This is a genomic window from Endozoicomonas montiporae CL-33, from assembly GCF_001583435.1.
GTDB classification, from domain to species: domain Bacteria; phylum Pseudomonadota; class Gammaproteobacteria; order Pseudomonadales; family Endozoicomonadaceae; genus Endozoicomonas_A; species Endozoicomonas_A montiporae.
In genome coordinates, this window is record NZ_CP013251.1 from 3,648,727 (window position 1) to 3,672,783 (window position 24,057).

Annotated in this window: 22 protein-coding genes; 18 read left to right on the top strand and 4 right to left on the bottom strand. The window is 48.9% G+C overall.

Going from position 1 to position 24,057, the window contains the following annotated elements:
• Nucleotides 1-187 precede the first annotated feature (187 nt).
• Nucleotides 188-1,006, top strand: coding sequence for an ETS domain-containing protein (locus tag EZMO1_RS16715; protein WP_082212182.1), 819 nt, complete (start codon nucleotides 188-190; stop codon nucleotides 1,004-1,006).
• Between the two features lie 49 nt (nucleotides 1,007-1,055).
• On the opposite strand, the gene tusA is transcribed toward EZMO1_RS16715, so the two are convergent.
• Nucleotides 1,056-1,235 carry a sulfurtransferase TusA gene (gene tusA / locus EZMO1_RS16720; protein WP_236632044.1) on the bottom strand — a complete coding sequence of 60 codons (180 nt, stop codon included), beginning with the start codon at nucleotides 1,233-1,235 and terminating at the stop codon, nucleotides 1,056-1,058.
• Between the two features lie 375 nt (nucleotides 1,236-1,610).
• Between tusA and EZMO1_RS16725 the strand changes: the two genes are divergently transcribed.
• From EZMO1_RS16725 to ccoP, 5 genes are all read left to right on the top strand, one after another.
• The gene (locus tag EZMO1_RS16725; protein ID WP_034877004.1) at nucleotides 1,611-2,537 is read left to right on the top strand and encodes a Dyp-type peroxidase; all 927 of its coding nucleotides are present in this window, start codon (nucleotides 1,611-1,613) and stop codon (nucleotides 2,535-2,537) included.
• Nucleotides 2,538-2,930: 393 nt separating this feature from the next.
• Entirely contained in the window at nucleotides 2,931-4,367 is a 1,437-nt protein-coding gene (gene ccoN / locus EZMO1_RS16730; RefSeq protein WP_034877002.1) for a cytochrome-c oxidase, cbb3-type subunit I, read from the top strand.
• Between the two features lie 18 nt (nucleotides 4,368-4,385).
• A complete protein-coding gene (gene ccoO, locus EZMO1_RS16735; protein ID WP_034877000.1) occupies nucleotides 4,386-4,997 on the top strand; it encodes a cytochrome-c oxidase, cbb3-type subunit II in 612 nt (203 codons plus the stop codon).
• Between the two features lie 4 nt (nucleotides 4,998-5,001).
• Entirely contained in the window at nucleotides 5,002-5,223 is a 222-nt protein-coding gene (locus EZMO1_RS16740) for a CcoQ/FixQ family Cbb3-type cytochrome c oxidase assembly chaperone (RefSeq protein WP_034876998.1), read from the top strand.
• Nucleotides 5,220-6,119, top strand: coding sequence for a cytochrome-c oxidase, cbb3-type subunit III (gene ccoP, locus EZMO1_RS16745; RefSeq protein WP_330217124.1), 900 nt, complete (start codon nucleotides 5,220-5,222; stop codon nucleotides 6,117-6,119). The genes EZMO1_RS16740 and ccoP overlap by 4 nt, the downstream gene beginning before the upstream one ends.
• 83 nt (nucleotides 6,120-6,202) lie before the next feature.
• On the opposite strand, the gene EZMO1_RS16750 is transcribed toward ccoP, so the two are convergent.
• Nucleotides 6,203-9,112 carry a hypothetical protein gene (locus EZMO1_RS16750; RefSeq protein ID WP_145912636.1) on the bottom strand — a complete coding sequence of 970 codons (2,910 nt, stop codon included), beginning with the start codon at nucleotides 9,110-9,112 and terminating at the stop codon, nucleotides 6,203-6,205.
• A 750-nt stretch (nucleotides 9,113-9,862) separates the two neighbouring features.
• On the opposite strand from EZMO1_RS16750, the gene ccoG reads away from it, so the two are divergent.
• From ccoG to EZMO1_RS16795, 9 genes are all read left to right on the top strand, one after another.
• Nucleotides 9,863-11,338, top strand: coding sequence for a cytochrome c oxidase accessory protein CcoG (gene ccoG, locus EZMO1_RS16755; protein WP_082212179.1), 1,476 nt, complete (start codon nucleotides 9,863-9,865; stop codon nucleotides 11,336-11,338).
• 50 nt (nucleotides 11,339-11,388) lie between these two features.
• Nucleotides 11,389-11,943 carry a FixH family protein gene (locus tag EZMO1_RS16760; protein WP_051790109.1) on the top strand — a complete coding sequence of 185 codons (555 nt, stop codon included), beginning with the start codon at nucleotides 11,389-11,391 and terminating at the stop codon, nucleotides 11,941-11,943.
• 17 nt (nucleotides 11,944-11,960) lie between these two features.
• Complete coding sequence (locus tag EZMO1_RS16765) at nucleotides 11,961-14,441, top strand: heavy metal translocating P-type ATPase (RefSeq protein ID WP_034876993.1); 2,481 nt, start codon at nucleotides 11,961-11,963, stop codon at nucleotides 14,439-14,441.
• A gap of 2 nt (nucleotides 14,442-14,443) precedes the next feature.
• Entirely contained in the window at nucleotides 14,444-14,650 is a 207-nt protein-coding gene (gene ccoS / locus EZMO1_RS16770) for a cbb3-type cytochrome oxidase assembly protein CcoS (protein ID WP_034876988.1), read from the top strand.
• A gap of 82 nt (nucleotides 14,651-14,732) precedes the next feature.
• Nucleotides 14,733-15,452: a sulfite exporter TauE/SafE family protein gene (locus tag EZMO1_RS16775; RefSeq protein WP_061509597.1), complete on the top strand. Its 720-nt coding sequence runs from the start codon at nucleotides 14,733-14,735 to the stop codon at nucleotides 15,450-15,452.
• Nucleotides 15,453-15,617: 165 nt separating this feature from the next.
• Complete coding sequence (gene hemN / locus EZMO1_RS16780; RefSeq protein ID WP_034876983.1) at nucleotides 15,618-17,003, top strand: oxygen-independent coproporphyrinogen III oxidase; 1,386 nt, start codon at nucleotides 15,618-15,620, stop codon at nucleotides 17,001-17,003.
• A 430-nt stretch (nucleotides 17,004-17,433) separates the two neighbouring features.
• Nucleotides 17,434-18,192, top strand: coding sequence for a fumarate/nitrate reduction transcriptional regulator Fnr (gene fnr / locus EZMO1_RS16785; RefSeq protein WP_034876981.1), 759 nt, complete (start codon nucleotides 17,434-17,436; stop codon nucleotides 18,190-18,192).
• Between the two features lie 121 nt (nucleotides 18,193-18,313).
• Nucleotides 18,314-18,856 (top strand): adenine phosphoribosyltransferase, encoded by a 543-nt coding sequence (locus tag EZMO1_RS16790; RefSeq protein WP_034876979.1) that lies wholly within the window; start codon nucleotides 18,314-18,316, stop codon nucleotides 18,854-18,856.
• A 149-nt stretch (nucleotides 18,857-19,005) separates the two neighbouring features.
• A complete protein-coding gene (locus tag EZMO1_RS16795) occupies nucleotides 19,006-19,539 on the top strand; it encodes a hypothetical protein (RefSeq protein WP_051790108.1) in 534 nt (177 codons plus the stop codon).
• Here EZMO1_RS16795 and EZMO1_RS16800 read toward each other — a convergent pair whose 3' ends face one another.
• Nucleotides 19,540-19,875 carry a TraR/DksA family transcriptional regulator gene (locus EZMO1_RS16800; protein ID WP_034876977.1) on the bottom strand — a complete coding sequence of 112 codons (336 nt, stop codon included), beginning with the start codon at nucleotides 19,873-19,875 and terminating at the stop codon, nucleotides 19,540-19,542. It lies immediately after the preceding gene.
• 396 nt (nucleotides 19,876-20,271) lie between these two features.
• Here EZMO1_RS16800 and ttcA point away from each other — a divergent pair, with 396 nt between their 5' ends.
• The 3 genes from ttcA to EZMO1_RS16815 all read left to right on the top strand — a co-directional run bounded on the left by ttcA (nucleotide 20,272) and on the right by EZMO1_RS16815 (nucleotide 23,174).
• A complete protein-coding gene (gene ttcA / locus EZMO1_RS16805; RefSeq protein ID WP_051790106.1) occupies nucleotides 20,272-21,204 on the top strand; it encodes a tRNA 2-thiocytidine(32) synthetase TtcA in 933 nt (310 codons plus the stop codon).
• A gap of 177 nt (nucleotides 21,205-21,381) precedes the next feature.
• Nucleotides 21,382-22,071 carry a hypothetical protein gene (locus tag EZMO1_RS16810; protein WP_034876974.1) on the top strand — a complete coding sequence of 230 codons (690 nt, stop codon included), beginning with the start codon at nucleotides 21,382-21,384 and terminating at the stop codon, nucleotides 22,069-22,071.
• Nucleotides 22,020-23,174, top strand: a complete 1,155-nt coding sequence (locus tag EZMO1_RS16815) for a hypothetical protein (protein ID WP_145912637.1) — start codon at nucleotides 22,020-22,022, stop codon at nucleotides 23,172-23,174. The genes EZMO1_RS16810 and EZMO1_RS16815 overlap by 52 nt, the downstream gene beginning before the upstream one ends.
• Before the next feature lie 22 nt (nucleotides 23,175-23,196).
• Here EZMO1_RS16815 and EZMO1_RS16820 read toward each other — a convergent pair whose 3' ends face one another.
• The gene (locus EZMO1_RS16820) at nucleotides 23,197-24,042 is read right to left on the bottom strand and encodes a DUF547 domain-containing protein (RefSeq protein WP_034876961.1); all 846 of its coding nucleotides are present in this window, start codon (nucleotides 24,040-24,042) and stop codon (nucleotides 23,197-23,199) included.
• Nucleotides 24,043-24,057 lie beyond the last annotated feature (15 nt).

Below are 24,057 nucleotides of genomic sequence, written 5' to 3' on the forward strand. Positions count from 1 at the left end.
TTCAACATACTTATCAATTTATCGTCGAATATTACGAAATAAAAGACGAAAATTTGGAGCTTATCTATCCATTTTTTCGAAAATAATAAACAGGGAGGGAACTAACAGCAGGGTATATTGATCAAAAGGGTTCGGAAACAGGTAATTGTTTTTTTGTCACAGCTGACAAACCCCAACGGAGCGCAGAATGGATACAGCTTTTCAAAATGATCCTCTATTCAGGTCATGTTTTGTGCCGGACTTTCGCTCTTACGCCCCTGATGGCGTTGAAAAGGATGATTCGACTCTGTGGGGGCGTATACTTTCTCAAAGTGAATTATCAGACCAACCATCTGTTTCAGTAAAAGCCCCTCAAAATACGGAAACGTTCCAGACAGCAGCTCAGGAACATAGCAGTCTGGAGCAGCGGCAGGCAACAGCCGTCTCACCGTTTCCCCATCAAACAGTTTCCACTATGGTCGTAGCTGCGCCTTACAACCAGACAGTAACCCTTCCCGTTTCGTCAACCGACTCATCAAGCGCTCAGCCTGCCGGCAATTATCAAAAAAACGCAGTCGCTAAGAGGTCTACTCAGAAGAAACCCACTCTACAAAAAAAAGCAGTTGCTGAAGGTAAAGTTGCTAAAGGTAAAAAGGCCATGGCAATAAAACAGCGTAAAGTGAGCAAAGCTAAACGGGCAACAATCTATGATTTTCTACTTAAGAAGCTGTGTGACGGAAACGACGATTCTGTTATCTGGCAGAATAGATCCGAAGGCACTTTTGTATTAGCCAAGAGGAGGCAGGTGATACAGCAATGGGGGAAAGTTGGCCGTAGCAAAGGATCAATGACATTCGAATCCATGGCCAGAGGCATGCGTTACCACTACAAAACCAAAGTAATGAGATGTACAGGGCAAAGTGGTGTTTACGCCTTCAACCCCGACCACCCCAAAGTTCAACGCTATCTTGGAAGCATAAACAACGAAGCAGCCTCCTCCTCCAGTCAACAACCTGCTCCTGACTAGCCTGAATAATCAATCAAAACTGCGCTGAATGCAGCCGCTATTTCAGTCACTATTCACCCGCTTTGCGAATCACATAAATGTAGTGTTTATCTTCTTCCTTACTCTCCAGCAATTCATGATCCAGAAAGTTGCAAAACTTGGGTATATCGCGTTTGGTTGAAGGGTCAGTAGCGATCACCTTAACCACTTCACCCGCCAACATATCCCGAACCTTGTTGTGCAGCATCATTACCGGTTCAGGGCACAACAGCCCACAGGTATCGAGTTCGTGTTGTACTTCAATGTGCTCAGACACAGACCATCCTCAAAATAACTTGTCCCGAAACCATTCAGGTTCACTTTCCGCCATAAACCGGAGTATCCACCATAAACCAGAGTATAAGGCGATCAAAAGCCGTGATTACCGATACTCAAAGTAATGTACCAGACAGGTAGAAAAGCGCTTATTGTAGCGATCAACAGGTTATGTTGCATTCTCTACACAGATTCTGCCGCAATAAATACCACCCGTTTCCTGAAATCAGGTTTTATTGACTTCCGGCATAGTCATTAATCCCCGGAACTCATAGAATGTCGGGCTGGACACACAGACCCGAGGCCATCCATGTATACTCCCCAGTCAGGTATCACTCCGGAAGCCAATACTGACGCTCTGTTTCTCACATTGCTGATCAACAGAGACACAACCAGCCTTGCGCGCATCCGCAAGACCTGCGCCATCATTCCAGAAATGACCACCAAGCTGGCAGAACAATATCCCGACGCCCGTTTGTCATCGACCATCAGTATTGGCAGTGACGCATGGAGCCTCCTTTATCCTGACACCCGTCCGGAATCCCTTCGCCCATTCCCGGAAATAGAAGACGAAGAACGTCTGGCTCCTGCCACCGCAGGCGACCTTCTGCTACACATCCGTGCCAATCGCCGTGATATCGTTTTCCAATTGATGCACGATGTTCTGGAACAGTTTGGTAAAAGCATCTCGGTTGAAGAAGAAGTCTCCGGCTTCCGTTATCTTGATTCCCGCGACCTGACCGGTTTCGTAGACGGCACCGAAAACCCGACAGGGGACAGCCGCACCAGCGTTGCTCTGGTCGGAGAAGAAGATTCCGAATTTACCGCCGGTAGCTACATTCATACCCAGCGTTACATCCATCATCTGCACCAGTGGAACGAACAGCCTGTTGCCGAACAGGAAAAAATCATTGGCCGTACCAAGGCTGACGACATTGAGTTCAGCAGTGAACAAAAAGCACCAACAGCACATATTAAACGTGCCAACATCAAAGACGCCGAAGGCAAAGGGATGGAAATCCTCCGGCACAGCATGCCCTATGGCAACAGTAAAGAAGCCGGGCTGCTGTTTGCTTCCTACTGTCGTACACCCGTGCATTTTGAGCTGATGCTTGAAGCCATGATGAAGGCCGATGAAGCCGGTCATTATGACCACCTGATGAACTATTCAACGGCAGTCACTGGCTGTGCTTTTTTCGCACCTTCTATTGAGTTTTTAACTCGCCACAGCGACTGACAGCCATCGGTTTGCCGGAAGTGGGATAAAGCCTCCCGCTTCCGGCAATACCTGTTTTCCCTGTGAAAAAGCCTCGAATTCAACCCCCTCCCCCATCTACGCAAATGCCGAAAAAGCATTAGCGATTACATCTACATTTCTGTATGATTGCCGCGGGCTTACCGAATCTTTGCAAACAGCTGTCAGACTGGTAACGACAGTGTCGTGTAAAAGGCCGGCAACCACTCAGGACCGGAGAATAAAAAAAAGAAGTGCGATAGTACCGATCCAGGACAGAACTGTACCGCCATCCATGGGTTACAACCATGAAAAATTGACCCAGATCAATACTCCAGCCCTGTGTATTACCCACAATAATCGAACAATAAGTACAAACCGAAGGTAACATGGAGCATGAGCACTGTAATGCTACAGCCCGCTTACAACTATAAGGTTGTCAGGCAGTTTGCCCTCATGGCAGTGGTCTGGGCCATCGTAGGTATGGGCGTCGGACTGTTCATCGCCACGCAGATGGTTTTCCCCGAACTCAACCTGAATCTTCCCTGGACCAGCTTTGGTCGTTTGCGACCGTTACACACCAATGCCGTTATCTTTGCCTTTGGTGGCTGCGTCCTGTTTTCCACGTCGTATTATGTTGTTCAGCGCACCTGTCAGACGACGCTGGCACTGCCGAAACTGGCGGCCTTTACCTTCTGGGGCTGGCAACTGGTGATCGTGCTGGCAGCCATCACCCTGCCTATGGGTATGACATCCTCTAAAGAATACGCCGAGCTGGAATGGCCCATTGATATTCTGATCACTATTGTCTGGGTGTCGTATGCGCTGGTGTTCTTCGCCACGATTATGAAGCGCAAGGCCAGACACATCTATGTGGCAAACTGGTTCTTTGGTGCCTTTATCATTACTGTTGCCGTTTTGCATGTAGTGAACAGTGCCGCTATTCCTGTCACCCTGACCAAATCCTACTCGGCCTATGCCGGTGCCATGGATGCCATGATTCAATGGTGGTACGGGCACAACGCCGTGGGCTTTTTCCTGACGGCAGGCTTCCTTGGCATGATGTATTACTTTGTGCCCAAGCAGGCCGAACGTCCGGTTTATTCCTACCGTCTATCCATCGTGCATTTCTGGGCCCTGATTGCCATTTACATCTGGGCTGGCCCGCATCACCTGCATTACACCGCACTGCCAGACTGGGCCCAAAGTCTGGGTATGGTCATGTCATTGATTCTTCTGGCACCTTCCTGGGGCGGCATGATCAACGGCATCATGACCTTGTCCGGAGCCTGGCACAAACTCCGTACCGACCCTATTCTGCGCTTCCTGGTGGTTTCCCTGTCGTTCTACGGCATGTCTACTTTTGAAGGCCCCATGATGGCCATCAAGACCGTTAATGCTCTGTCTCACTACACCGACTGGACCATTGGTCATGTTCACTCCGGTGCTCTGGGCTGGGTCGCCATGGTCTCCTTTGGTTCACTCTACCATCTGATTCCGCGGGTTTATGGTCGTGAACAGATGTACAGCGTTCCGCTGATCAATGCGCACTTCTGGCTGGCAACCATCGGTACCGTTCTTTACGTCGTCGCCATGTGGGTTAACGGCATCACCCAGGGTTTGATGTGGCGTGCAGTCAACAACGACGGCACCCTGACTTACAGCTTTATTGAATCCGTCGTTGCCAGTGAATTCGGTTATATCGTTCGCGCCATTGGCGGTGCCTTCTTTGTCTCCGGCGTTCTGATTATGGCTTACAACGTTTACCGTACCAGTCAGCTACCTGCTCAGGATACTGAGGCCGACGCCAGTACCGAGCCCCAAGCGGTTTGAGCAAGGAGGATCATCACCATGACAAAACATGAGATTGTTGAAAAAAATATTGGTCTGATGGTGCTGCTGATTGTGGTTGCAATCAGCTTTGGCGGTCTGGTCGAGATCGTTCCACTGTTCTTCCAGAAAGAAACCACACAGCCTGTTGCCGGGCTCAAACCCTACACGCCGCTGCAATTGGAAGGGCGTGACATTTATATCCGTGAAGGCTGTGTCGGCTGCCACTCGCAGATGGTTCGCCCGCTGCGTGCCGAGGTCGAGCGTTATGGGCACTACTCAGTCGCTGGCGAATCCGTGTACGAACATCCGTTTCTCTGGGGTTCCAAGCGCACCGGGCCAGACCTTGGCCGGGTTGGGCAACGTTATTCCGATGAATGGCACAGGGCCCACCTGCACAACCCGAGAGACGTTGTTCCTGAGTCCATTATGCCGGCATACCCATGGTTGAATGAAAACACGCTGGACGGAAAGCTGACCGCCAGAAAAATGGAAGCCATGCGAACACTGGGCGTGCCCTATACCGACGAGGACATAGCCGGAGCCGCCACCCAGGTAAAAGGCAGCACCGAAATGGATGCACTGGTGGCCTATCTGCAATCACTCGGTACAGCAATTACAACGAAACGGTAACACCATGGACATCAATGACATCAGAGGGCTTGCCACGGTTCTGGCCATGGTGGCATTCCTTGCCGTCACCTACTGGGCCTACAGCAGTCGCAGGAAAAAAGACTTCGAAGAAGCTGCAAACCTGCCATTTGCTGATGATAACTTCCCTGACAACGGTAACAACACACAGAACAGTCTCAACACCGGAAATGCTGGGAAGAACAAGAAAGGAGGGGGAACACAATGATGAGTAGTTTCTGGAGCGGCTGGATCATTGTACTGACTCTGGCCTGTCTTGTTCTTGTGATCTGGTTGCTGTTCGCAACCCGAAAAACCCAGAGGCGCGACCTGACCGATGAAACCACCGGGCACAGTTACGACGGTATTGAAGAACTGGACAACCCAATGCCGCACTGGTGGTTCCTGTTGTTTGTCGCCACACTGGTATTTTCTGCTGCCTACTTACTGCTTTACCCCGGCATGGGTAACTGGAAAGGCTTCCTGGGCTGGACTTCTGTTGGCGAACTGGAACGAAGTGAGGAAAAACACGACAGACGTTATGCCCCTCTGTTTTCCCAATACGCCAGAACGCCCATCGAAAAACTGGTAGAAAACCCCAAAGCCCTGAAAATGGGGCAGCGTATTTTCCTGAACAACTGCGCACTCTGTCATGGTTCCGACGCCGGTGGCGCCTTTGGCTTTCCTAATCTTACTGACAATGAATGGCTGTATGGCGGAAGTCCGGAAGAGATAAAAACGACCATTATGGACGGGCGCAAAGGTCAGATGCCGGCATGGGGTGCTGTCATTGGTGAAAAAGGCGTGCGGGATGTTTCTACCTTCGTTCGCTACCAGGTCGGGCTTATTGATCAGGTTGACGATGATGTGATCAGTAATGGCAAAAAAATCTATGCGGACACCTGCTCAATCTGTCACGGCCCCAACGGTGAAGGCAATAAAGCCCTTGGCGCCCCTAACCTGACCGATGCTGTATGGTTATACGGCTCCAGTCAGGCAGAAATTGAATACACGGTTCGCAGTGGTCGTAACGGCGTTATGCCCGCCTGGAAAGATATTCTTGGAGAAGAGAAAGTGCATCTGGTTTCAACCTATGTCTACAGTCTGGAAGATAAGAAAAAGTAGTGACCTGATACTGGCCTGATAGTCGAAGCCATTGATTCACCCTCATCAAAAACAACTGTGAGTCAATGGCTTCAACGTTTAGTTTAATAATCCACGCTTCTCTCTACACTAACGCCACACTTTTTACAATGTTTCTCAAGTGTATCTTTAGCTTCAATCACCTCTGCCCATTTATATTCAGGCATATTGTATTGGTTTAACTGGCTGATTTTTTCCAGCAATTTTTTCGCCTTAACACAATATGGCTGGATAGGAGTAGGATCGAGTTCAAGCCCTTCCCTCATTGCTTTCATAGCATGAAATGAGTTTTTCCAGCCTTCATAAGTTTTAACAATTGGGAATGCTTCCACCAACAATGGAGTAACGTGCTCATAGGTATACAACATTCCTTCAAGGCGGGCTAAACGAAATTTAGCCTTGCTGGCTTTACTATTACGTTTAGCAACGATCTCCTCCAGTGGTCTATGCCCGAGAATAACTTCGTTGTCTGAAATATCATTGGCATAGTGCTTTTTATACATGACAACAAGATCATTGATCAGCCTGATGACTCTCTGGTATTCCTCATCGACAAGTTCTTCTATCGTGTCGTGAAGCCATACAGAAACTGGATTGTCACTCAACCTCTCCTGTAATGCTTGTAGAGAAACAAACCCTTCAAAGTCAGAAGAAATGTAGCCTTTGTCTTTTAGAGGAAGAAGATAAACCGTCGTTCCTATCATTTTCGCCTGATCTACAACAGCAACCCGATTAAACAAAACATTCATTCCATCCAGAAAGCGCATAGTGACAGGCAATTCATTAGCATCTTTGAAACGGCTGGTTTTTCTGCTTTCTACTTTCTGGAATGCTATTGCTTTAAGCCGCTCAGCAATCACCCTGTCAATGCCCTTCCAACTTTCAGGCGGCTCCAGCCCTTGCAACTTCAATACATCTTTGCTGTGAAAAAGCGGTAATCCAACGTCTGCAGTATTACTTCTCTTCGCTCCGTACATGGCAACCCAAATATTTTGCCTGATACGTTCAATAACAACCTCTTTCCATGGTATTCCTGAGTCGATATCACGCATTGCAGAAGCCAGCTCATCCAATACCGGTCTGACATTGCTCTTTTGCTTTATTCTGGCCAGCCGCGCAGCAACATCTGTTTCCAACTCATCTTCGATAACTGTTTGCTTAGTCACAGGGATATCAGTACGAGGAATAGCAGCAATTTCATTTAGAGAGTTGACCGAACCTTTCACTGATGAATCATCGCCGGTTTCCAGTGACGAGTCTATCGAGCTAAGACTGGACTTGTGGGTTTGTTTTGCAAGAGTTTCAGCTGACCCAGCCTGATCGTACTGCCCTGAGTGCTCCAACCCTGAATCCTCATACTCTGACACTAATTTTTCTCTTTCAGGCTGTGGCTTTCTACCCTCAATGCTGCTGTCAGAATCAGATAACGACTCTTCATTGACTCTATTTTCCACTACAGTGTTGGAGATTGCCTCAAACTCTGCTTTTTCTACAGTGTACTCGGGCTGGACAGACACAACTTCAACCATTTGTTTCTTGTCATCATGCTCAGGATCAATAACTGCGATTGCATCACCAGACTCTTCTAGTGTTTTAATCTCCGATTCATCCCGACTCGTCACCTTGTCAGCGTCTTCTGACCCAGCTGTTGGAGCGAGAGTGAGCACAGTATCTGGCCCAACCATTGATTGATCTAACGTCAGAACTGGTTCAGAGATGACATTTTCATCGTTAACAGCCTCCAACTCCAACACCTTCTGGGTTTCCTTAACCCCAGGTTTTGGTTGCGGTTCTTGCTGATAAAGACTTCCAATCCGTTCAACATTTTCTGCTGCAGCGGATTCAGTGTTTCGCTGACTGAACTGAGTTTTTTTCAAAGGAGCTATCTTTTGAATGGGTACTCTGGGTTTAACCATCAAGTCGTCGCGCTCTCTTTGCGTTATGGCTGCCTTAACCAACGTCACCAGATTAAACGATGACTTTTGTTTTAAGCTGTGCAACCAGTATGGAAATACCTTTCGAGGTTTCATCAACTGAAGAGCAGCAACGCTCGGCAAGCGTGACTTAACGCGAGGCACCGGATCAACCGCTAAAGTTATTTTTGCAGCAGGCTCAACAGGCAGCACTTTGGAAACCGTACCAGAAGCAGGCGCACCAGAACTTTTCTCGCCTGAAACAGGCATTCTCTTGCCCGCCATATGAACCGCCTTGCCAGCCATTATCATGGATGCCTGCACAAACAACGCTCTGTAAAGATGGTCGTAATAAAAAGCCTTTTGAGCCTCCATCCGGTTACTGGCTGAATAAGCACCCGCTACCGGTGCGGCAGAGGCCGTTTCCAGAACAGCATGGCAATAATGTCTGTCGGAAGACGGCTTCTCGATATTGATCAGGTTACCTGGCAGATAATAAACTGCTCCGTTCATAACCACTTCCAGACAACCGCTCTTTTCGCTGGGCTGAATCAACCAGTCGGACGAATAAGGGTCAGTCTCACACTCTTCAGCATTGCAGGGTTCAGAATTGATGTCTACGACTACGACTCCGTTCTCATCCTTTCCGTCATAATGACTCAGCCATTTTGTCAAAATTATTATCCAGTCCGGCCCCAACGGTGATTCAAACTGGACATCGTCTGTCCATTCCCCGGTCAATTCCGGATCTGAATTGTCTGTAATAAAATCAGTGCCATTGACGGGATCACTTTCAAGATTACTTTGAGTTCTGTGCTTTTTGGCATAAGCCCTGGTTTGCTCATAGGCAGTGATAATATCTTCAAGCCAGAAACGCCCATTGGAAGAGTGAAAATCAACCACAACTTGCCGTCGAGCCCGGTCATTAACAGGGTATACCGTCATTCTCAAAGTTTTGGATTCAATGTCATCTGCTTCCGACTGACAGAAAAACCCACTCAGATGGCAACCGTCCGGCACTGGAAAATCAAGCTCCAGATACACCTTTTTGCTTCGCAACACTCTGGTCAACTGTTGCACTACATCGCTCTCGCCTGCCGTTTTGCCCGTTACAACCGGGGATACTTCCGGCAAGGGCACAATTCGATAGAACAAGCGATGTTCGCTGAAATCATAAACTCGCTGAATATGAAGAGAAGGATAACCGGAAATCACCGTTGCTATCAGTTGAATAACATACCGGTTTTCGTCTTCGCCCAGTTGAGAAAAGCGATAAGATCTGGAAAACAGATCCAGATAAAAAGGCACCATTGAGCGGAGAGACTGCAGGAACATCGTACCATAGGCGACCCTTGCCGGGCTGAGCTTTGATGACAGCCAGTTCGGGAAAACAGCGTAAGACAGCCCGCCCACCAGCACAGAAGCCAGCGTCATCCTGAATGACGCCTCAGCGCTGTTAATTAAAGAAGACAGATAGGGTGCATGATAAGCCTCGGCCTCCGATGAATAAGATTGATCGTAGTAAGACTGTACTCCACTACCATCAAAGCCCAATGTTCCAAATGGAAGGTCGTGAAAGCGCTGGTCACCAGCACAAGACTGCCTGTTGGAACACAACAGCAAGGCGCTGAGAAAAAAAACTCTCAGGATAAATTTCGTATTATTTGTCACTCTCATCAAAGCTATTTATTTGAAAGACGGGTAATATAGACCATCGAAAATCTGGATAGTTTTTTCAAATAACACCTGAAAGCCTGTATCTAATTCGACGCAGCAACAAAAGAAATCCAAAAAAGCGGTGTTTTTAGCGCAATGAAAAAAAATCAGCCCGGCGAAAATCTCGACAAACCATCCAACAATCAGCTCAGCAAGCAGCTCAGCAAGCAGCTCAGCAAGCAGCTCAGCCATCAACCCAACGAGCAGCCTGAACTGATTGACCTGTACCAAAAGCCAGACCCCATCTACACGCGCAGCTTTACCGGCTTTTTCCGCAATCTCAGGCTACTGGGCGCAGGGCTGCTGATATTACTGTACTTTGGTACGGTTTGGGTTGAAATCAGTGGGCAACAACTGGTGCTGTTTGACCTGCCGGAAAGGAAATTCCATCTGTTTGGCACTACCTTCTGGCCTCAGGACTTTATCTTGCTGTCCTGGCTGCTGATTATCTGCGCCTTTGGCTTATTCGCTATTACCGTGTTTGCTGGCCGAATATGGTGCGGCTACACCTGTCCGCAAAGCGTCTTCACCTGGATTTTTATGTGGATTGAACGTTTCACAGAAGGTGAGCGAAACCGGCGCATGAAGCTGGATCAGCAGCCCATGTCTGGCAACAAGCTGCTGCGAAAACTGGCAAAGCATACTCTCTGGCTGCTGGTTGCACTGGCCACCGGCCTGACATTCGTCGGCTACTTTACCCCCATCCGGCAGCTGGTAGTCGATATCACCGCTTGGCAGGTTCATCCCTGGGCCGTATTCTGGATTGCCTTTTTTACACTCGCCACCTATGGCAATGCTGGCTGGTTGCGGGAGCAGGTGTGCCTGCTGATATGTCCTTATGCCCGTTTTCAGAGCGTCATGTTTGATAATGACACACTGGTGGTCGCCTACGACGAGAAGCGCGGTGAAGCCAGAGGTTCAAGAAAACGCAACAGTGATTATAGAGAAGAAGGACTCGGTGACTGCATCGATTGTCAGGTCTGTGTTCAGGTCTGTCCAACCGGAATTGATATCCGGGACGGCCTGCAGATTGGCTGCATTGGTTGTGCAGCCTGCATCGATGCCTGCGACAGCATTATGGACAAAATGGGTTATGAGCCCGGACTGGTGCGTTATACCACCGAAAACCAGCTGGCGGGCCAATCCCGCCACTGGTTCCGTCCCCGTCTGGTGGGTTATGCCAGTGCCTTACTGGTCATGGTCGGATTGTTTCTCTGGACTCTAGCTCACCGCTCGCCGTTTGAATTTGAAGTATTAAGAGATCGCAATGTTCTGTATCGCACACTGCCGGACGGGCGCATTGAAAACATCTTTACCCTGAAGGTGGCTAACAAGACCGACCGAAATCAGACACTAACTCTCAGCTTCACGGGCATTAACGACTTACAATCCGGCAGTTCGCCTACCTTTGTCGTAGACTCCGGGGAAGTGGCAGAACAGGTCATCCGGCTATCAGCGCCTGTTAATGAATTAACAAGCCCCAGTCAGGATATTGAATTTACGCTGACGAGCCAGCAGCCCGATTCGGTTTCGGTCAGTTCTGGCAGCCGGTTCGTTGCACCGTTAAAATAGCCGTTCACTCATCATAAAAAGAACAACATTCGGACAAGAGGAAGCAGTACATGACCCATCCGGTGAATCAAGAACCTTTTACCCCCTGGTACAGGGAACCCTGGGTCTGGGCGATTCTCGGACTGCTGATGACCACGTTCATCTGGGGCAGTTACCGGATTTACTATGCCTTCAAGATTCAGGACAGCGTGGTGGTGGATGACTATTACAAAAGCGGTAAAGCCATTAATCAGGATCTGACCCGGGATCAGAATGCCCGCGATCTGAACATCGCTGCCCGGCTCTATATTGATGACCTGATGGGTGAAGTACGGGTAACCCTTCAGGGCGATGCTGAAGAGTGGCCTGAGTCCCTGAAACTTAGCCTGCTCTCCCCTACCTTTGCAGACCGGGACAATATCATCACCCTGCAACGCAGCATCAGCCGCGATTCAGGCGTCGTTTACGTCGGCCAGACCGACCATAACCCGTCCGGCAAAACCTATATTCAGCTGGAAACCATGGACGAACTGATTCCGGAAGTCGGTTATGAAACCGGCTGGCGCCTGAACCAGGCCCATACCCTTGAGCCCGGAGCAACGCTTAAACTGCAAACGCATCCTTGATGCAAGGGGAGTGAAACATGAGTAAGGAGCATCATCACTGCTTTCACTGCCATCTGCCTATTCCGGGTGAACCGCCGTTTCACACCGAAATCGAAGGAATACAACAACCCATGTGCTGCCCCGGCTGCAAGGCTGTGGCAGAGGCTATTATTGCCGGAGGTCTGGACAATTATTATCAGCATCGTACCGATCCCGGCTTGCAAGCGGGCACCATCACCCAACGGCTTCAGGAAGAACTGCTGATCTATGACCGGGACGATATTCAGAAAGAGTTTGTTCTCTCAAAAGACGCCTCTCTGAAACAAGCCTCCCTGTTAATTGAAGGCATTACCTGTGCCGCCTGCATCTGGCTGTTGGAAAATCACATCGGCTCGCTAAAAGGGGTAGACCTGATCAGCGTTAACCTCAGTACGCATGAAGCACAGGTCGTATGGAGCCCTGAACAGATTCCCCTGAGTACCATCCTGCTGCATATTCACCGTATTGGTTACAAAGCTCACCCTTGGCGCGCAGACAGACAGGAAGCCTTATTAAAAGAAGAAAACCGTCGTTTTATTAGACGACTGGCACTGGCAGGCATTGGCACCATGCAGGTGATGATGTATGCCGTTGCCCTGTATTCGGGCGCCATCACCAATGATATGAGTGACCCTTACCGGGATTTTATTCGTTACATCAGTGCGATTGTAGCAACCCCTGTCATCTTTTATTCCGCCGCGCCTTTTTTTAAAGCCGCTCTGCGAGACCTGAGAGTCCGTCACCTGAGCATGGATGTGCCTGTCTCTATTGCCATCGGCGGTGCCTATGTGGCCAGCCTGTGGGCAACACTTAATGGCAGAGGTGAAGTCTATTTTGACTCGGTATCCATGTTCACCTTTTTTCTTCTGACCGGACGCTACCTTGAACTGCGGGCAAGGCATGCCACGTCAAGAGCTGCAAGAGCCTTGCAGAACCTGCTACCTTCAAGCTGCCTAAAGCAGGTCGGCGAAGAATACGTCAGAGTACCGGTCGCAGAATTACAGAAAAGCGACTTAGTACGTGTATTACCCGGCGACTCAATACCTGCCGATGGCATTATTACCCTTGGTTCCAGCCGTTTTGACGAATCCATGCTGACCGGTGAAAACCGTCCGGTGCCTCACTCACTTGGAGACACAGTGATCGGCGGCAGTCTTAATGTCGAAAACGCCATCGACTTTAAGGTAACGCAAGTAGGCGCCGAAACCCGCATGTCCGCCATTATGCAACTGCTCAACCATGCCCGACATGAAAAGCCAGCCATTGCCAGAATGGCTGACCGGGTAGCAGCATGGTTTGTCGCTTCAGTACTGATTGTGGCAACCACTGTTTACTGGTACTGGTCGGGCGTTGCTCCCGAAGACGCGTTCTGGATCACATTATCGGTACTGGTGGTCACCTGCCCCTGTGCACTGTCGCTGGCTACTCCTACGGCATTAACCGCAGCCACCGGCCACCTGCATCAACTCGGTTTTCTGATCACCCGGGGACATGTGCTGGAAGGTCTGGAAAAGATTAACCACGTCGTTTTTGACAAAACCGGAACCCTGACCAGAGGTAATATTGAACTGGCTGAGGTAAGAATGATCAGCCCGGATCATTCAAAGACAGATGTGCTTCAGATTGCCGCCGCACTGGAAGCGCATTCAGAACACCCTATTGCTAAAGCCTTTCGCAGTCGCACCTCGGCAATGCCCGCTGAGCAAGTGAGAACTCACACCGGACAGGGGGTAGAAGGTGTCGTTAATGACACTCTGTATCGAATCGGCAGAGCTGATTTCTGTCTGGCTGGACATAGCCCCGCAGCGCCAGAAGGAACAGACCAGTGGCTGATGTTGAGTCAGCGGAATACGCCTCTTTGCTGGTTCCGTATAAAAGACGACAGCCTACGCTCAGAGGCGGGCAACGTGATCAGTCAGTTGCGGCGCAGTGGCATAAAAGTGACTTTGCTCAGTGGTGACCAGACAGCCGTCGTTAGCTCGGTTGCAGAACAGTTAAACATCAGCCACTGGCAGGCAGAGGCGAACCCGGACGACAAGCTTGACTTTATTAAACGGCAACAGCAAAAAGGTGAGCGAATTCTGATGGTTGGGGATGGTATTAATGATGTACCGGTGTTGGCAGGTGCCGATATCTCTCTGGCCATGGGCAGTGCTTCCGATCTGGCAAAAACCCACGCTGACGCGGTTCTGTTATCCAACGACTTAAGCCGTTTACTGGATGCCCGCCAGCTGGCCCGGAAAACACGATCGGTTATTCGACAGAATCTGGCCTGGTCACTGCTCTATAACCTCTCTGCCCTGCCTCTGGCAGCTAGCGGGTTAATTGCGCCGTGGATGGCTGCAATTGGTATGGCCCTGAGCTCATTATTGGTGGTTGGCAACGCCTTGCGCCTGAGCAAGCAGCCTGCTCCGGAACGGCTTCAGGGAACCGATCCCCATGACACAACGGCTGTGCATCAATCAGCTATAAGGGCGTAAACATGGAAAGCCTGTTTATTCTTATTCCTATCGCTGTTCTGTTTATTGCTCTGGCTATCAAGGTCTTTTTCTGGGCGGTCGATAATGGCCAGTTTGATGATCTGGAAGGCCCTGCTCACAGCATCCTTTTCGAAGATAAAGCAACAAAAAAGAGCGCTCAGACTGACACATGTCAGAGTAGTGAGAAAGATAACCACTTACAATCCTAAAAGATGCAAAACACATGATATTTCAGAAAAGCTGTTCAAACAGCTATACCGGCAACAATAACAATACTTCGGAAGTACGGTGATGGAACTTAGCCATACCATGCCTGTTTACCTGACCGCCCTCAGCATCGGACTACTGGGCAGCGCTCACTGTATTGGTATGTGTGGTGGCATTACTTCCGCGTTAAGCCTGTCGCTGCAAGGAAAAAGTCGCTGGCAGATAACGCTTATGATGCTGGCCTATCATATAGGCAGAATTGGCAGCTATGCTCTGGCCGGTTTTATTCTGGGCAGCATTGGCTGGTACCTGGGTGATCTCAGTCGCAGTGTACATACAGCCCTGCGATGGTTTGCCGGCTTTATGCTGGTTGCCATGGGACTTTATATCACCGGATGGTGGCGAGGGCTGATACGACTGGAACAGCTAGGTGGACGGCTATGGAAGCATATTCAGCCCCGGGCCAACCGACTGATGCCTGTTTGCAGTCTGCCAAATGCCCTGGCGCTGGGCAGTCTCTGGGGCTGGCTACCCTGTGGAATGGTTTACAGCACCCTGATCTGGAGCGCCAGTCAGGGCAACGCCCTGCAGTCTGCATTACTCATGGGCACTTTTGGGCTTGGCACCTTACCCTCTGTGTTTCTAACCGGCCTGTTTGCCCGACAGTTAACCGGATTGATTCAGTCCGCTATCACCCGTAATCTGGCGGGATTACTGATGGTTCTGTTTGGTATCTGGGCGATGCCCGGACCTCATCAGAAATGGATCATGTCTTTGCTGACCCTTGCCGGTCACTCCATGTAAATTCTCCAAACCTGACCCTGATCAAACAATTCACTCAACTGTAAATTGTGCTACCTACCTATTGACACATGTCAATTATATAAGAACACCCATTAAATAGACTGAAAGCCTATTCACAAGGTCGATGACAGACTAATGACCTGATAAAAACAATCGAGAATAATTATGAATAACACACCCGTGTGGGATACAGGTCTGATCAGCAAGTACAACCTGTCTGGTCCACGCTACACCTCATACCCAACGGCCGTTCAGTTTTCTGAAGACTTTGATCAAAAGCACTATCAATCCAGTGCCTGGCACAGCTCGGCCACTGACAAACCACTGTCGCTTTATTTCCACATTCCATTTTGTCAGCACGTCTGCTATTACTGCGCCTGCAACAAGATTGTCACCCGAAATACGGATCAGGCGGAAACTTACCTGAAGTATTTATTTAAGGAGATTGAACTTCAGGCTGAACTGTACAATGCAAAGCAGGAAGTACAACAATTGCATCTGGGCGGCGGCACGCCAACGTTTCTGAATGAACAACAGATCAGTGCCCTGATCAATAAAGTGTCTGAACACTTCACACTGTCGCACGGTAACGATATTGACTATTCCATAGAGCTGGACCCCCGTGAAGTAGACTGGCCCATGATGGCAACACTGCGCGACTCAGGCTTTACGCGCATCAGCATTGGTGTTCAGGATCTGGATCCGGTCGTTCAAAAAGCGGTTAACCGGCTGCAAACGGAAGAGCAGATCCAGTCTGTTCTGGATGCTGCACACGCCATGGCCTTCAAATCCGTCCATATGGATCTGATCTACGGTCTGCCTCACCAGACACTGAACGGCTTCATGACCACCATCAATAAAATCATCACCATGCAACCGGACCGGGTGTCACTATTTAACTACGCTCACCTGCCACACCGATTTATGCCACAGCGCCGCATCAGTGAAGCAGATTTACCCGATGCCAGTGTCAAACTACAGATACTGCAACAGGCCACCCGTAAATTATTAGACAGTGGTTACGTGTATATCGGCATGGATCATTTTGCACTGCCCGATGATGAACTGGCGATTGCCCAGGAAGAAGGCACACTGCATCGCAACTTTCAGGGGTACACCACACACAGCCAGTGCGATCTGGTAGGGATGGGCGTATCTTCAATCAGCAAGGTAGGAAAAACCTACGCACAGAACCATACAGACATGGCCGAGTATCAATCAGCCATTGATGAAAACCGGCTGCCTTTGCATCGCGGCTTGAAAATGACGAAAGACGACCAGATTCGCCAAAGCGTTATTAACGAGCTGATCTGTCATTTCAGGCTTGAGCCAGCCATGATTGAACAGCAATACGGAATCGATTTTCCGACTTACTTCCTGTCTGAACTGATTAATCTAAAGCCTTTAGAACAAGACGGACTGGTCTCAGTGACACCCGAAGTTCTGGAAGTAACACCGGCTGGCAAGCTGCTGATCAGAAACATCTGTATGGTGTTTGACCGTTATTTTCAGCAGCAAAATAATGTGAAGCATTTTTCTAAAGTTATTTAAGCTCAGACGTTCAAAGGTTAACTCACTTTAACCGGTTAACCTTTGATTCCCCCAAAAACAGTCAGCAAAAACACCGGCACTATGATCAACTGAAGGCAGAGCCACAAGAATATTCCCTCATCAAATCAGCCTTGCCTGACACGTTTTTTACACAATAATTCCATAGAAGCCCCACAGAGCAACACAACAAAACATTGCTCCTGATGAAACCCAGTACAAACCAGTCGCAAAAAACCTGCTCAAAACCCCAAAAAAGAACAAAACATCCACCAACGAGACTAGGCATTAACCGCAACAAAATGCGACTTGCCGAATTAAGTTTAAAAAACGATCAATATCAACATTCGTAGGTCAACACCGCACTTACACTTTCAAAATATTTTCCATAAAATAGTCAGCGTTTTGCATTTAAAGACCTTGAGGGCACTCGATGACGTCCAAGCCCAACGTCCGACAACCAAGCCATGTGGCCTGCAGGGATTGCAGTCTCAGCTCTCTGTGCCTGCCGCTGGCGTTGAGTGTGAAAGATATTGACAATCTGGATCGCATCATTAAACGCGGTCGTCCGCTGAAAAAAGGTGAGCACCTGTTCCTGGAAGGGGATCCGTTTGACAGCGTTTACGCTGTTCGCTCCGGTGCCATCAAAACCTACACTGCTACTAACGAAGGTGAAGAACAGATTACTGCCTTCTATCTGCCAAGCGAAATCCTCGGCCTGAGTGGTATGGACACTGACGTGTATCCGGTATCCGCCCAGGCTATGGAAACCACCATGGTGTGTGAAATTCCGTTTGAGCAGCTGGAGATGCTGTCTGATGACTTCCCGGAGCTGCGTCGTCACCTGATGCGCCTGATGAGCAAAAAGATCAGGGAAGACCAGCAAATGATGATGCTGCTGTCCAAGAAGAATGCAGATGAGCGTATTGCTACGTTCCTGATCAATCTTGCCAGCCGCTTTCGTCGCCGTGGCTTCTCATCCCAGTCGTTCAGACTGTCCATGTCTCGCAATGAAATGGGCAACTATCTGGGACTGGCGGTAGAAACGGTCAGCCGCGTTTTCACACGTTTCCAGAAAAATGGTCTGATTTCAGCCGTTGGCAAGGAAATTGAAATTCGTGATGCAGTTCAACTATGCTCTCTGGCTGGCGGGAAAGCCGCCGATATTGAGCAGATCATTGCAACAAACTGATCTGATGTAATCGGATTCAGGAGCCTGCCGGATTGTTGAGTACTTATGTACACATCCGGCGGTTGCTTCCGTTCCAGCCACCAAACCTCACATCACACGCACAGTAACTGGTTGCCATTTCATGATCATCGACGATTTTTATCTTAAGTCCCAGATTCGCAGCGTTCCGGACTGGCCGAAGCCCGGCGTTCTATTTCGGGATGTCACCACTATTTTTGAAAACCCCAAAGCCTGGCGCGGCGTGATGGACAGTTTTATCCACCGCTACATGGAACTGGATTTCAGCCATATTGGCGCCATGGATGCCCGCGGCTTCCTGATCGGCTCCAACCTCTCCTATGTACTCAACAAGCCACTGGTTCTGTTTCGCAAGAAAGGCAAGCTACCTGCGAAGACCCTCTCTGTGGAATATGATCTGGAGTACGGCACCGCCAGCCTGGAAGTCCACGCCGACAGTTTGCACAAAGGTGATCGCGTTTTATTGGTAGACGACCTGATTGCAACCGGCGGAACCCTTCTGGCTGCAGTTCAGCTGATAGAAAAACTCGGAGCAAAAACCATTGAAGCCGCAGCCATTATGGATTTGCCCGACCTCGGTGGCTCCCGTCGTCTGCAAAATGCTGGCGTTCCCACTTTTTCTTTGTGTGCATTTGAGGGCGAATAATGCTTCCCGCCACTTAGGAGGCTGTCCGAGAGAGAACCAACCGGTTCTCTCTGTACAATATTTCTTACACTTTATTTCCAAATGTCTGGTGCTTCAGTATTAAGCGGGTGATACGATAAAAATGAATAATGCATAACAAGGATTCAGGCATGGGAATCTGTGCAAAGGAATTGCGCCTCCACGTTGTTCGTCCAACCCTGAAACACCTCCAGATGTGGAGCCCTACGGCTGAAAACCTGTTACTGGGAACAGCTGCACGAGAGTCTGAGCTGGGATTTCATATCAAACAGGATCATCACCGGGCACTGGGGATTTACCATATTTCTCCGCGAATGCATCGAAATATCTGGGATTTTTATCTGGCGAAACGATCAGAACTTTCAAGTCTGGTCAGAGGACTGGCCAGCCAGAGAGAATTTCTTTGCCATCCACACCTTGAGCTGGCGACAAACCTCTCTTACGCAACAGCTATTGCATGGCTGGTCTATTGCAGAACTGAAAAGAACATACACTCAATGCCTAAAGATGATATCGAGGGTCTTGGCAAACTCTGGCATAACCATTTTCACCGCCACAACCCCGGTTCAGTGCAAAGCTTTGTAGACAGTTACGAGCGGCTGATCACAGGGGAGACCAGCCAGACGGGAGAAAATCAGACATCAACAGCAATCCGCAGCCTATGATCAGCCACGGGCATCGCGGGCTTCTGCGCATTTGATGCACAGATCGGCATAGGGCATAGCTTCCAGACGGGCAGGTGCTATTTCGCCTCCGCAACCAACACAATAGCCGTAGTCATCGTTATTCATGCGATCAAGCGCCAGATTGATTTTATTCAGTTCAATCTTTGCTTCATTACCAAGAGCATCAATCACCTCATCATTCTCACGCTCCTGTGCCTGCTCCGACCAGTCGGCACTGGCTTTACGAGTGACGTCTTTTTTAATGTTATGCAGCCGCTCGCTCAGTTCATCACGGCGGTTTAGCATCCAGTCTCTCAACTTGTTGTGATCACTCATAAAAATCCCCTGAATATTGTGTTTTCGAAGGTTATTGTTGGTACTGACTATCCCTGAGTTGCTGTAAATTCAGCAAAAATGGTCATGAAAGTTAATACAGGCCAAGTCAAGAGCGCCTGATAAAAGGTTATCGGTCTTGCTTCAAGTCCACAGTCGGCTGTCTGTCGCTTGTACAGATTAAAGTTAGCGGATGATCCAAACCCTGCAGAACATTTTATCTCATATAATGACACACTCTGCCTATACGGAAACAGCATCTGACCATTGATCTACATCAATAATGCTCTCGCGGTTGTTGTTGCTCGCAGTCGCTATTGGTAGTTGCACCGGATTGCGGCTAACTATTGCACACCGCTATAATCGCGAGCTTTAACTCGGAATCAGTGTTCTAAATCTATGACCTCGACCACCCTGACTGGCGCAGAAAAATACAACTTTAACAAACTCCAGAAAAAACTCAGACGCCACACCGGCAAGGCCATTGAAGACTTCAATATGATTGAGGACGGTGACCGGGTCATGGTGTGCCTGTCAGGCGGCAAAGACAGCTACACCATGCTGGACATTCTGATGAGCCTTCAGAAAAGTGCCCCTATCCACTTTGAGCTGTTTGCCGTTAACCTTGACCAGAAGCAGCCAGGTTTCCCTGAACACGTTCTGCCAGAGTACCTTGAGACTACCGGTGTGCCTTACCACATTATTAACCGCGACACATATTCTGTCGTTAAGTCCAAGATTCCGGAAGGCAAAACCACCTGCGGTCTGTGTTCCCGCCTGCGTCGCGGCACTCTGTATTCTTTTGCGGAAGAGATTGGCGCCACCAAGATCGCCCTGGGCCATCACAAGGACGATATTGTTGAAACCCTGTTTCTGAACATGTTCTATGGCTCACGCCTGTCTGCCATGCCACCCAAACTTCGTTCGGACGACGGTCGCAATGTGATTATCCGTCCACTGGCCTACTGTCGTGAAAAAGACATCAGCCGCTTTGCTGAAATCCAGAACTACCCGATCATCCCCTGCAACCTGTGTGGTTCACAGGAGAACCTGCAACGTCAAAACATTAAAGCCATGCTGGCAGAGTGGGAAAAGAGGCACCCAAGCCGCATTGAGTCCATCTTTACCGCCATGCAGAATATTGCGCCTTCCCAGATGGCCGATACCGAACTGTTCGACTTCACCAGCCTGACCATTGACCGCTCCGGTGAGCGCAAGCCTTACGAGTTTGAAGATGGCCAGGAGATTTTTTCGGGAAATATTCCTGAAGCAACCCCGGCCAAAGAAGACGATACTGTGCAGGTGATTAATTTTGGGCCAGCTACCATCTGACCCATTCTCTGGCATCATGTTTGCCCTATCAACTTCAATGAGTTAGTTGATAGGGCAAACGGTTAATGACGACGCTACTGAAGCCCTTAAATACTAATAAACGAACGCTATGCCAATTCAGTTTTACTTTTTCACAACGATAAAAACGGTAATACCCTAAACCGGTTTTTTTCAGCCATGTTTCTTCGTCTTCTACTCGGCACATCTCTGTCCTCGGTTATTACCTTCGCAGCCTGTGCCGATAAACTGTTTGGCCTTCCGGTCAGCCTGCAGGGCCAGAAAGATGCAGCCATGCTTTATGCCTCAATCCTGACTGAGCCTAACCCACAGCAAGACCTGATCACCCTCACCACGGAAGGATATCAGGGTATGGGTAACTTTTCTTATGTAATGACTTTCTCCGACCTGCTGGAGCAGGCAATACTGAATGCCAACATCCAGAGAATCATGGGAGGCAGTGAAGAAACGGAAGAGAAGGTAGGCAAAATATATAATTTTCCATCCCGTCCAGATGACATCTGGTACCAAGGCAGTGAAGACGAGTATGTCCCAACAGAAAACACCAGCTATTTGCAAAAGCTGGCACAAAGCCAGACAGTGTATTCTTTTGTCATTCCCCCTCCTGACCTGGATCCTCTGATGGATCTCAAAGTCAACTGGATGTATTTCAGGGAAATTCATTCACCGGATATAGACGCTTCTATCCATAAAGCTCAGTATCTGGAAATGTTGGCTTTGCTTCCTTCAGGGCATCAATTAACCATTAATGACAGTTTCAGTGTTTTCCCCCCGAGTTTGTTGAAGAGGTGTTCGCCATGGACACACTCGATGAATACAACGACGGATCATCACTTGAACATCCGCTAACCCCTTCTTTTGGGGTCAACGAGAACAACATCGGTCTGTTGCTAAGACCGTCCCCTGAAACCCAAAGTAAAACTAATGATCAATATCCTCCATTTTTAAAAGCTTATAGCCGCATGCCTCAAGGCCTGACCGAAGCCATCGACCAACTTTTAAAAGCTGATGAACGACTGAATAACAATAGAGACGATATACATTTTTACACCGGATACTTTCATACCCTTTATGCAAAGCTGCTGTTCATTCATTCCATAACCAGTTCGGATAAAAAGTCCGATATGGTTCTGATGATGCCTCTAACTTTCAATGATCTCGAAATACCCGCCGTTGTTGAATCATTAAAATCCCTATCCGCAGCTAAAATTCATTACTGGAACGGCGACTACTGGAAATCAATAAAAAAAACTGAAACCGCCTATCTGGCTTCAGAGGCTTATCAACGCAGCATTGTTATCATGAACCCGTTTCCCCTTGATCATAAAATTTATCTTGAGCTTCTCAAAGCATCCGGGCCCATGCCAGTAGCAGGTTCCACCGGGGACCACAGCCTGTTTGAGGTCATTTCCAGCGGGCGCCTGCCCTTCCATGAATACATGCCTTACCAGAGAATGGTCAACGAGAACCTTGCCAGTGCGGCCGGGTCGTCTTCCATTAAGATGTTTTTCTCGGCCAGAGGATACTTGAATCGAGCAAGAGCACTGCGTCAATTAAAAAAGCATCCTGAGCTGATTCAATCGTATTTGATGAGATTGAATCAGAAATACAATGCGACACCCTTCCTGATTGAAATGGTTAAACAGAGTATTAACAACGACAGTTCATTGTGGGCTGCTATCCGATGGGCAGACCAGAGGCTTGAAAACGGGGGGTTGAATCGACCCGCCATTTCAGAGCTGGAAGCACTGATCTGTGGACGAGGCATTATGGCGCTGGTGCGAGAGCTCGCCGACAATGAACAACTGACCGACAGCGAACGACTGCTCTACCGGCAACGGATAGACAAATATTCATTTTTTCTGTTGTTGAATTACCCCAGATTGCAGCAGATGCTTTTCGCCATCAGCGATAAAATCATTGGCAATGCTTCTGATCAGGCTACGCAATAAACTCCCGTTGAGCAGGAGAGACTCAACGCCGGAACTCATTCAGCTTCCAGTTATAGCGGTAGCTGATTCCGCCCTTATAGGCCTCCAGACGAGACCGTAACTTTGCATCGGCAAACTGCAGCAACTCTTTCCAGACGCCTTCCTCGCCAGAAACGTCTTTAGCGGCAAAGTCACCACCATACCACTCAAATATTTTCGACAATACCAGGCGTCCACCCACAAAGTTAACGCCTTTGCTCTGATTAATGAAACGTCTGGCGGCTTCATCCAGCTGGGCTTCAATCCGTTTGCCGGTGTACATCTCAGGGGCAAGGTCGGGACAACCAATACTGGCGCAGTTCACCGCATAATGTATACGGGCATTATTCCAGATAGGCCGCAAAATACGATGCTCAATATCATTCAAAGAAAGTTCTTTTCCGGCGATGGAGATCAGCTCATCATCCCATGGCCCCACGCGGAACCAGCCTTTTCCCAGTTTGGTGATGGATTTCACCGGATAGTTTTTTAAGATCAGCTCAACGGTTAAGGCGTTATACAGATTAATCCAGTAGGCCAGCTGCTCGTTTTTATTCAGGGTTCCGGGGTCGATCTGAGACAGATTTTTCAAATAGCCACGCAATCGTTCTGAGTTTTCACGACTGACACCACCATAAACAAACGTATGCATCTGCAGCTTATCGGAGTAGCGGACGTATTTATCCAGAATAATCTGCCAGTCACTGTGATCCACTTCCAGCTGGCTGTGCGAGTCGTGTTTATCCCAGAATGACCAGTAATCTTTTTCCGGTGCCGCCCTGAGCACCGTTGTGAACGTCATCAGACAGAGCAGCAGCATGAGCCTGACGGCGTATTGAAACAAAACCATACACATTCATCCCTG

What these genes read in the sequence shown, in the direction of transcription:
- EZMO1_RS16715 (WP_082212182.1), top strand. Translation starts at nt 188, where the DNA reads ATGGATACAGCTTTTCAAAATGATCCTCTATTCAGGTCATGTTTTGTG.
- tusA (WP_236632044.1), bottom strand. Translation starts at nt 1,235, where the DNA reads ATGATGCTGCACAACAAGGTTCGGGATATGTTGGCGGGTGAAGTGGTT.
- EZMO1_RS16725 (WP_034877004.1), top strand. Translation starts at nt 1,611, where the DNA reads ATGTATACTCCCCAGTCAGGTATCACTCCGGAAGCCAATACTGACGCT.
- ccoN (WP_034877002.1), top strand. Translation starts at nt 2,931, where the DNA reads ATGAGCACTGTAATGCTACAGCCCGCTTACAACTATAAGGTTGTCAGG.
- ccoO (WP_034877000.1), top strand. Translation starts at nt 4,386, where the DNA reads ATGACAAAACATGAGATTGTTGAAAAAAATATTGGTCTGATGGTGCTG.
- EZMO1_RS16740 (WP_034876998.1), top strand. Translation starts at nt 5,002, where the DNA reads ATGGACATCAATGACATCAGAGGGCTTGCCACGGTTCTGGCCATGGTG.
- ccoP (WP_330217124.1), top strand. Translation starts at nt 5,220, where the DNA reads ATGATGAGTAGTTTCTGGAGCGGCTGGATCATTGTACTGACTCTGGCC.
- ccoG (WP_082212179.1), top strand. Translation starts at nt 9,863, where the DNA reads ATGAAAAAAAATCAGCCCGGCGAAAATCTCGACAAACCATCCAACAAT.
- EZMO1_RS16760 (WP_051790109.1), top strand. Translation starts at nt 11,389, where the DNA reads ATGACCCATCCGGTGAATCAAGAACCTTTTACCCCCTGGTACAGGGAA.
- EZMO1_RS16765 (WP_034876993.1), top strand. Translation starts at nt 11,961, where the DNA reads ATGAGTAAGGAGCATCATCACTGCTTTCACTGCCATCTGCCTATTCCG.
- ccoS (WP_034876988.1), top strand. Translation starts at nt 14,444, where the DNA reads ATGGAAAGCCTGTTTATTCTTATTCCTATCGCTGTTCTGTTTATTGCT.
- EZMO1_RS16775 (WP_061509597.1), top strand. Translation starts at nt 14,733, where the DNA reads ATGGAACTTAGCCATACCATGCCTGTTTACCTGACCGCCCTCAGCATC.
- hemN (WP_034876983.1), top strand. Translation starts at nt 15,618, where the DNA reads ATGAATAACACACCCGTGTGGGATACAGGTCTGATCAGCAAGTACAAC.
- fnr (WP_034876981.1), top strand. Translation starts at nt 17,434, where the DNA reads ATGACGTCCAAGCCCAACGTCCGACAACCAAGCCATGTGGCCTGCAGG.
- EZMO1_RS16790 (WP_034876979.1), top strand. Translation starts at nt 18,314, where the DNA reads ATGATCATCGACGATTTTTATCTTAAGTCCCAGATTCGCAGCGTTCCG.
- EZMO1_RS16795 (WP_051790108.1), top strand. Translation starts at nt 19,006, where the DNA reads ATGGGAATCTGTGCAAAGGAATTGCGCCTCCACGTTGTTCGTCCAACC.
- EZMO1_RS16800 (WP_034876977.1), bottom strand. Translation starts at nt 19,875, where the DNA reads ATGAGTGATCACAACAAGTTGAGAGACTGGATGCTAAACCGCCGTGAT.
- ttcA (WP_051790106.1), top strand. Translation starts at nt 20,272, where the DNA reads ATGACCTCGACCACCCTGACTGGCGCAGAAAAATACAACTTTAACAAA.
- EZMO1_RS16810 (WP_034876974.1), top strand. Translation starts at nt 21,382, where the DNA reads ATGTTTCTTCGTCTTCTACTCGGCACATCTCTGTCCTCGGTTATTACC.
- EZMO1_RS16815 (WP_145912637.1), top strand. Translation starts at nt 22,020, where the DNA reads ATGGACACACTCGATGAATACAACGACGGATCATCACTTGAACATCCG.
- EZMO1_RS16820 (WP_034876961.1), bottom strand. Translation starts at nt 24,042, where the DNA reads ATGGTTTTGTTTCAATACGCCGTCAGGCTCATGCTGCTGCTCTGTCTG.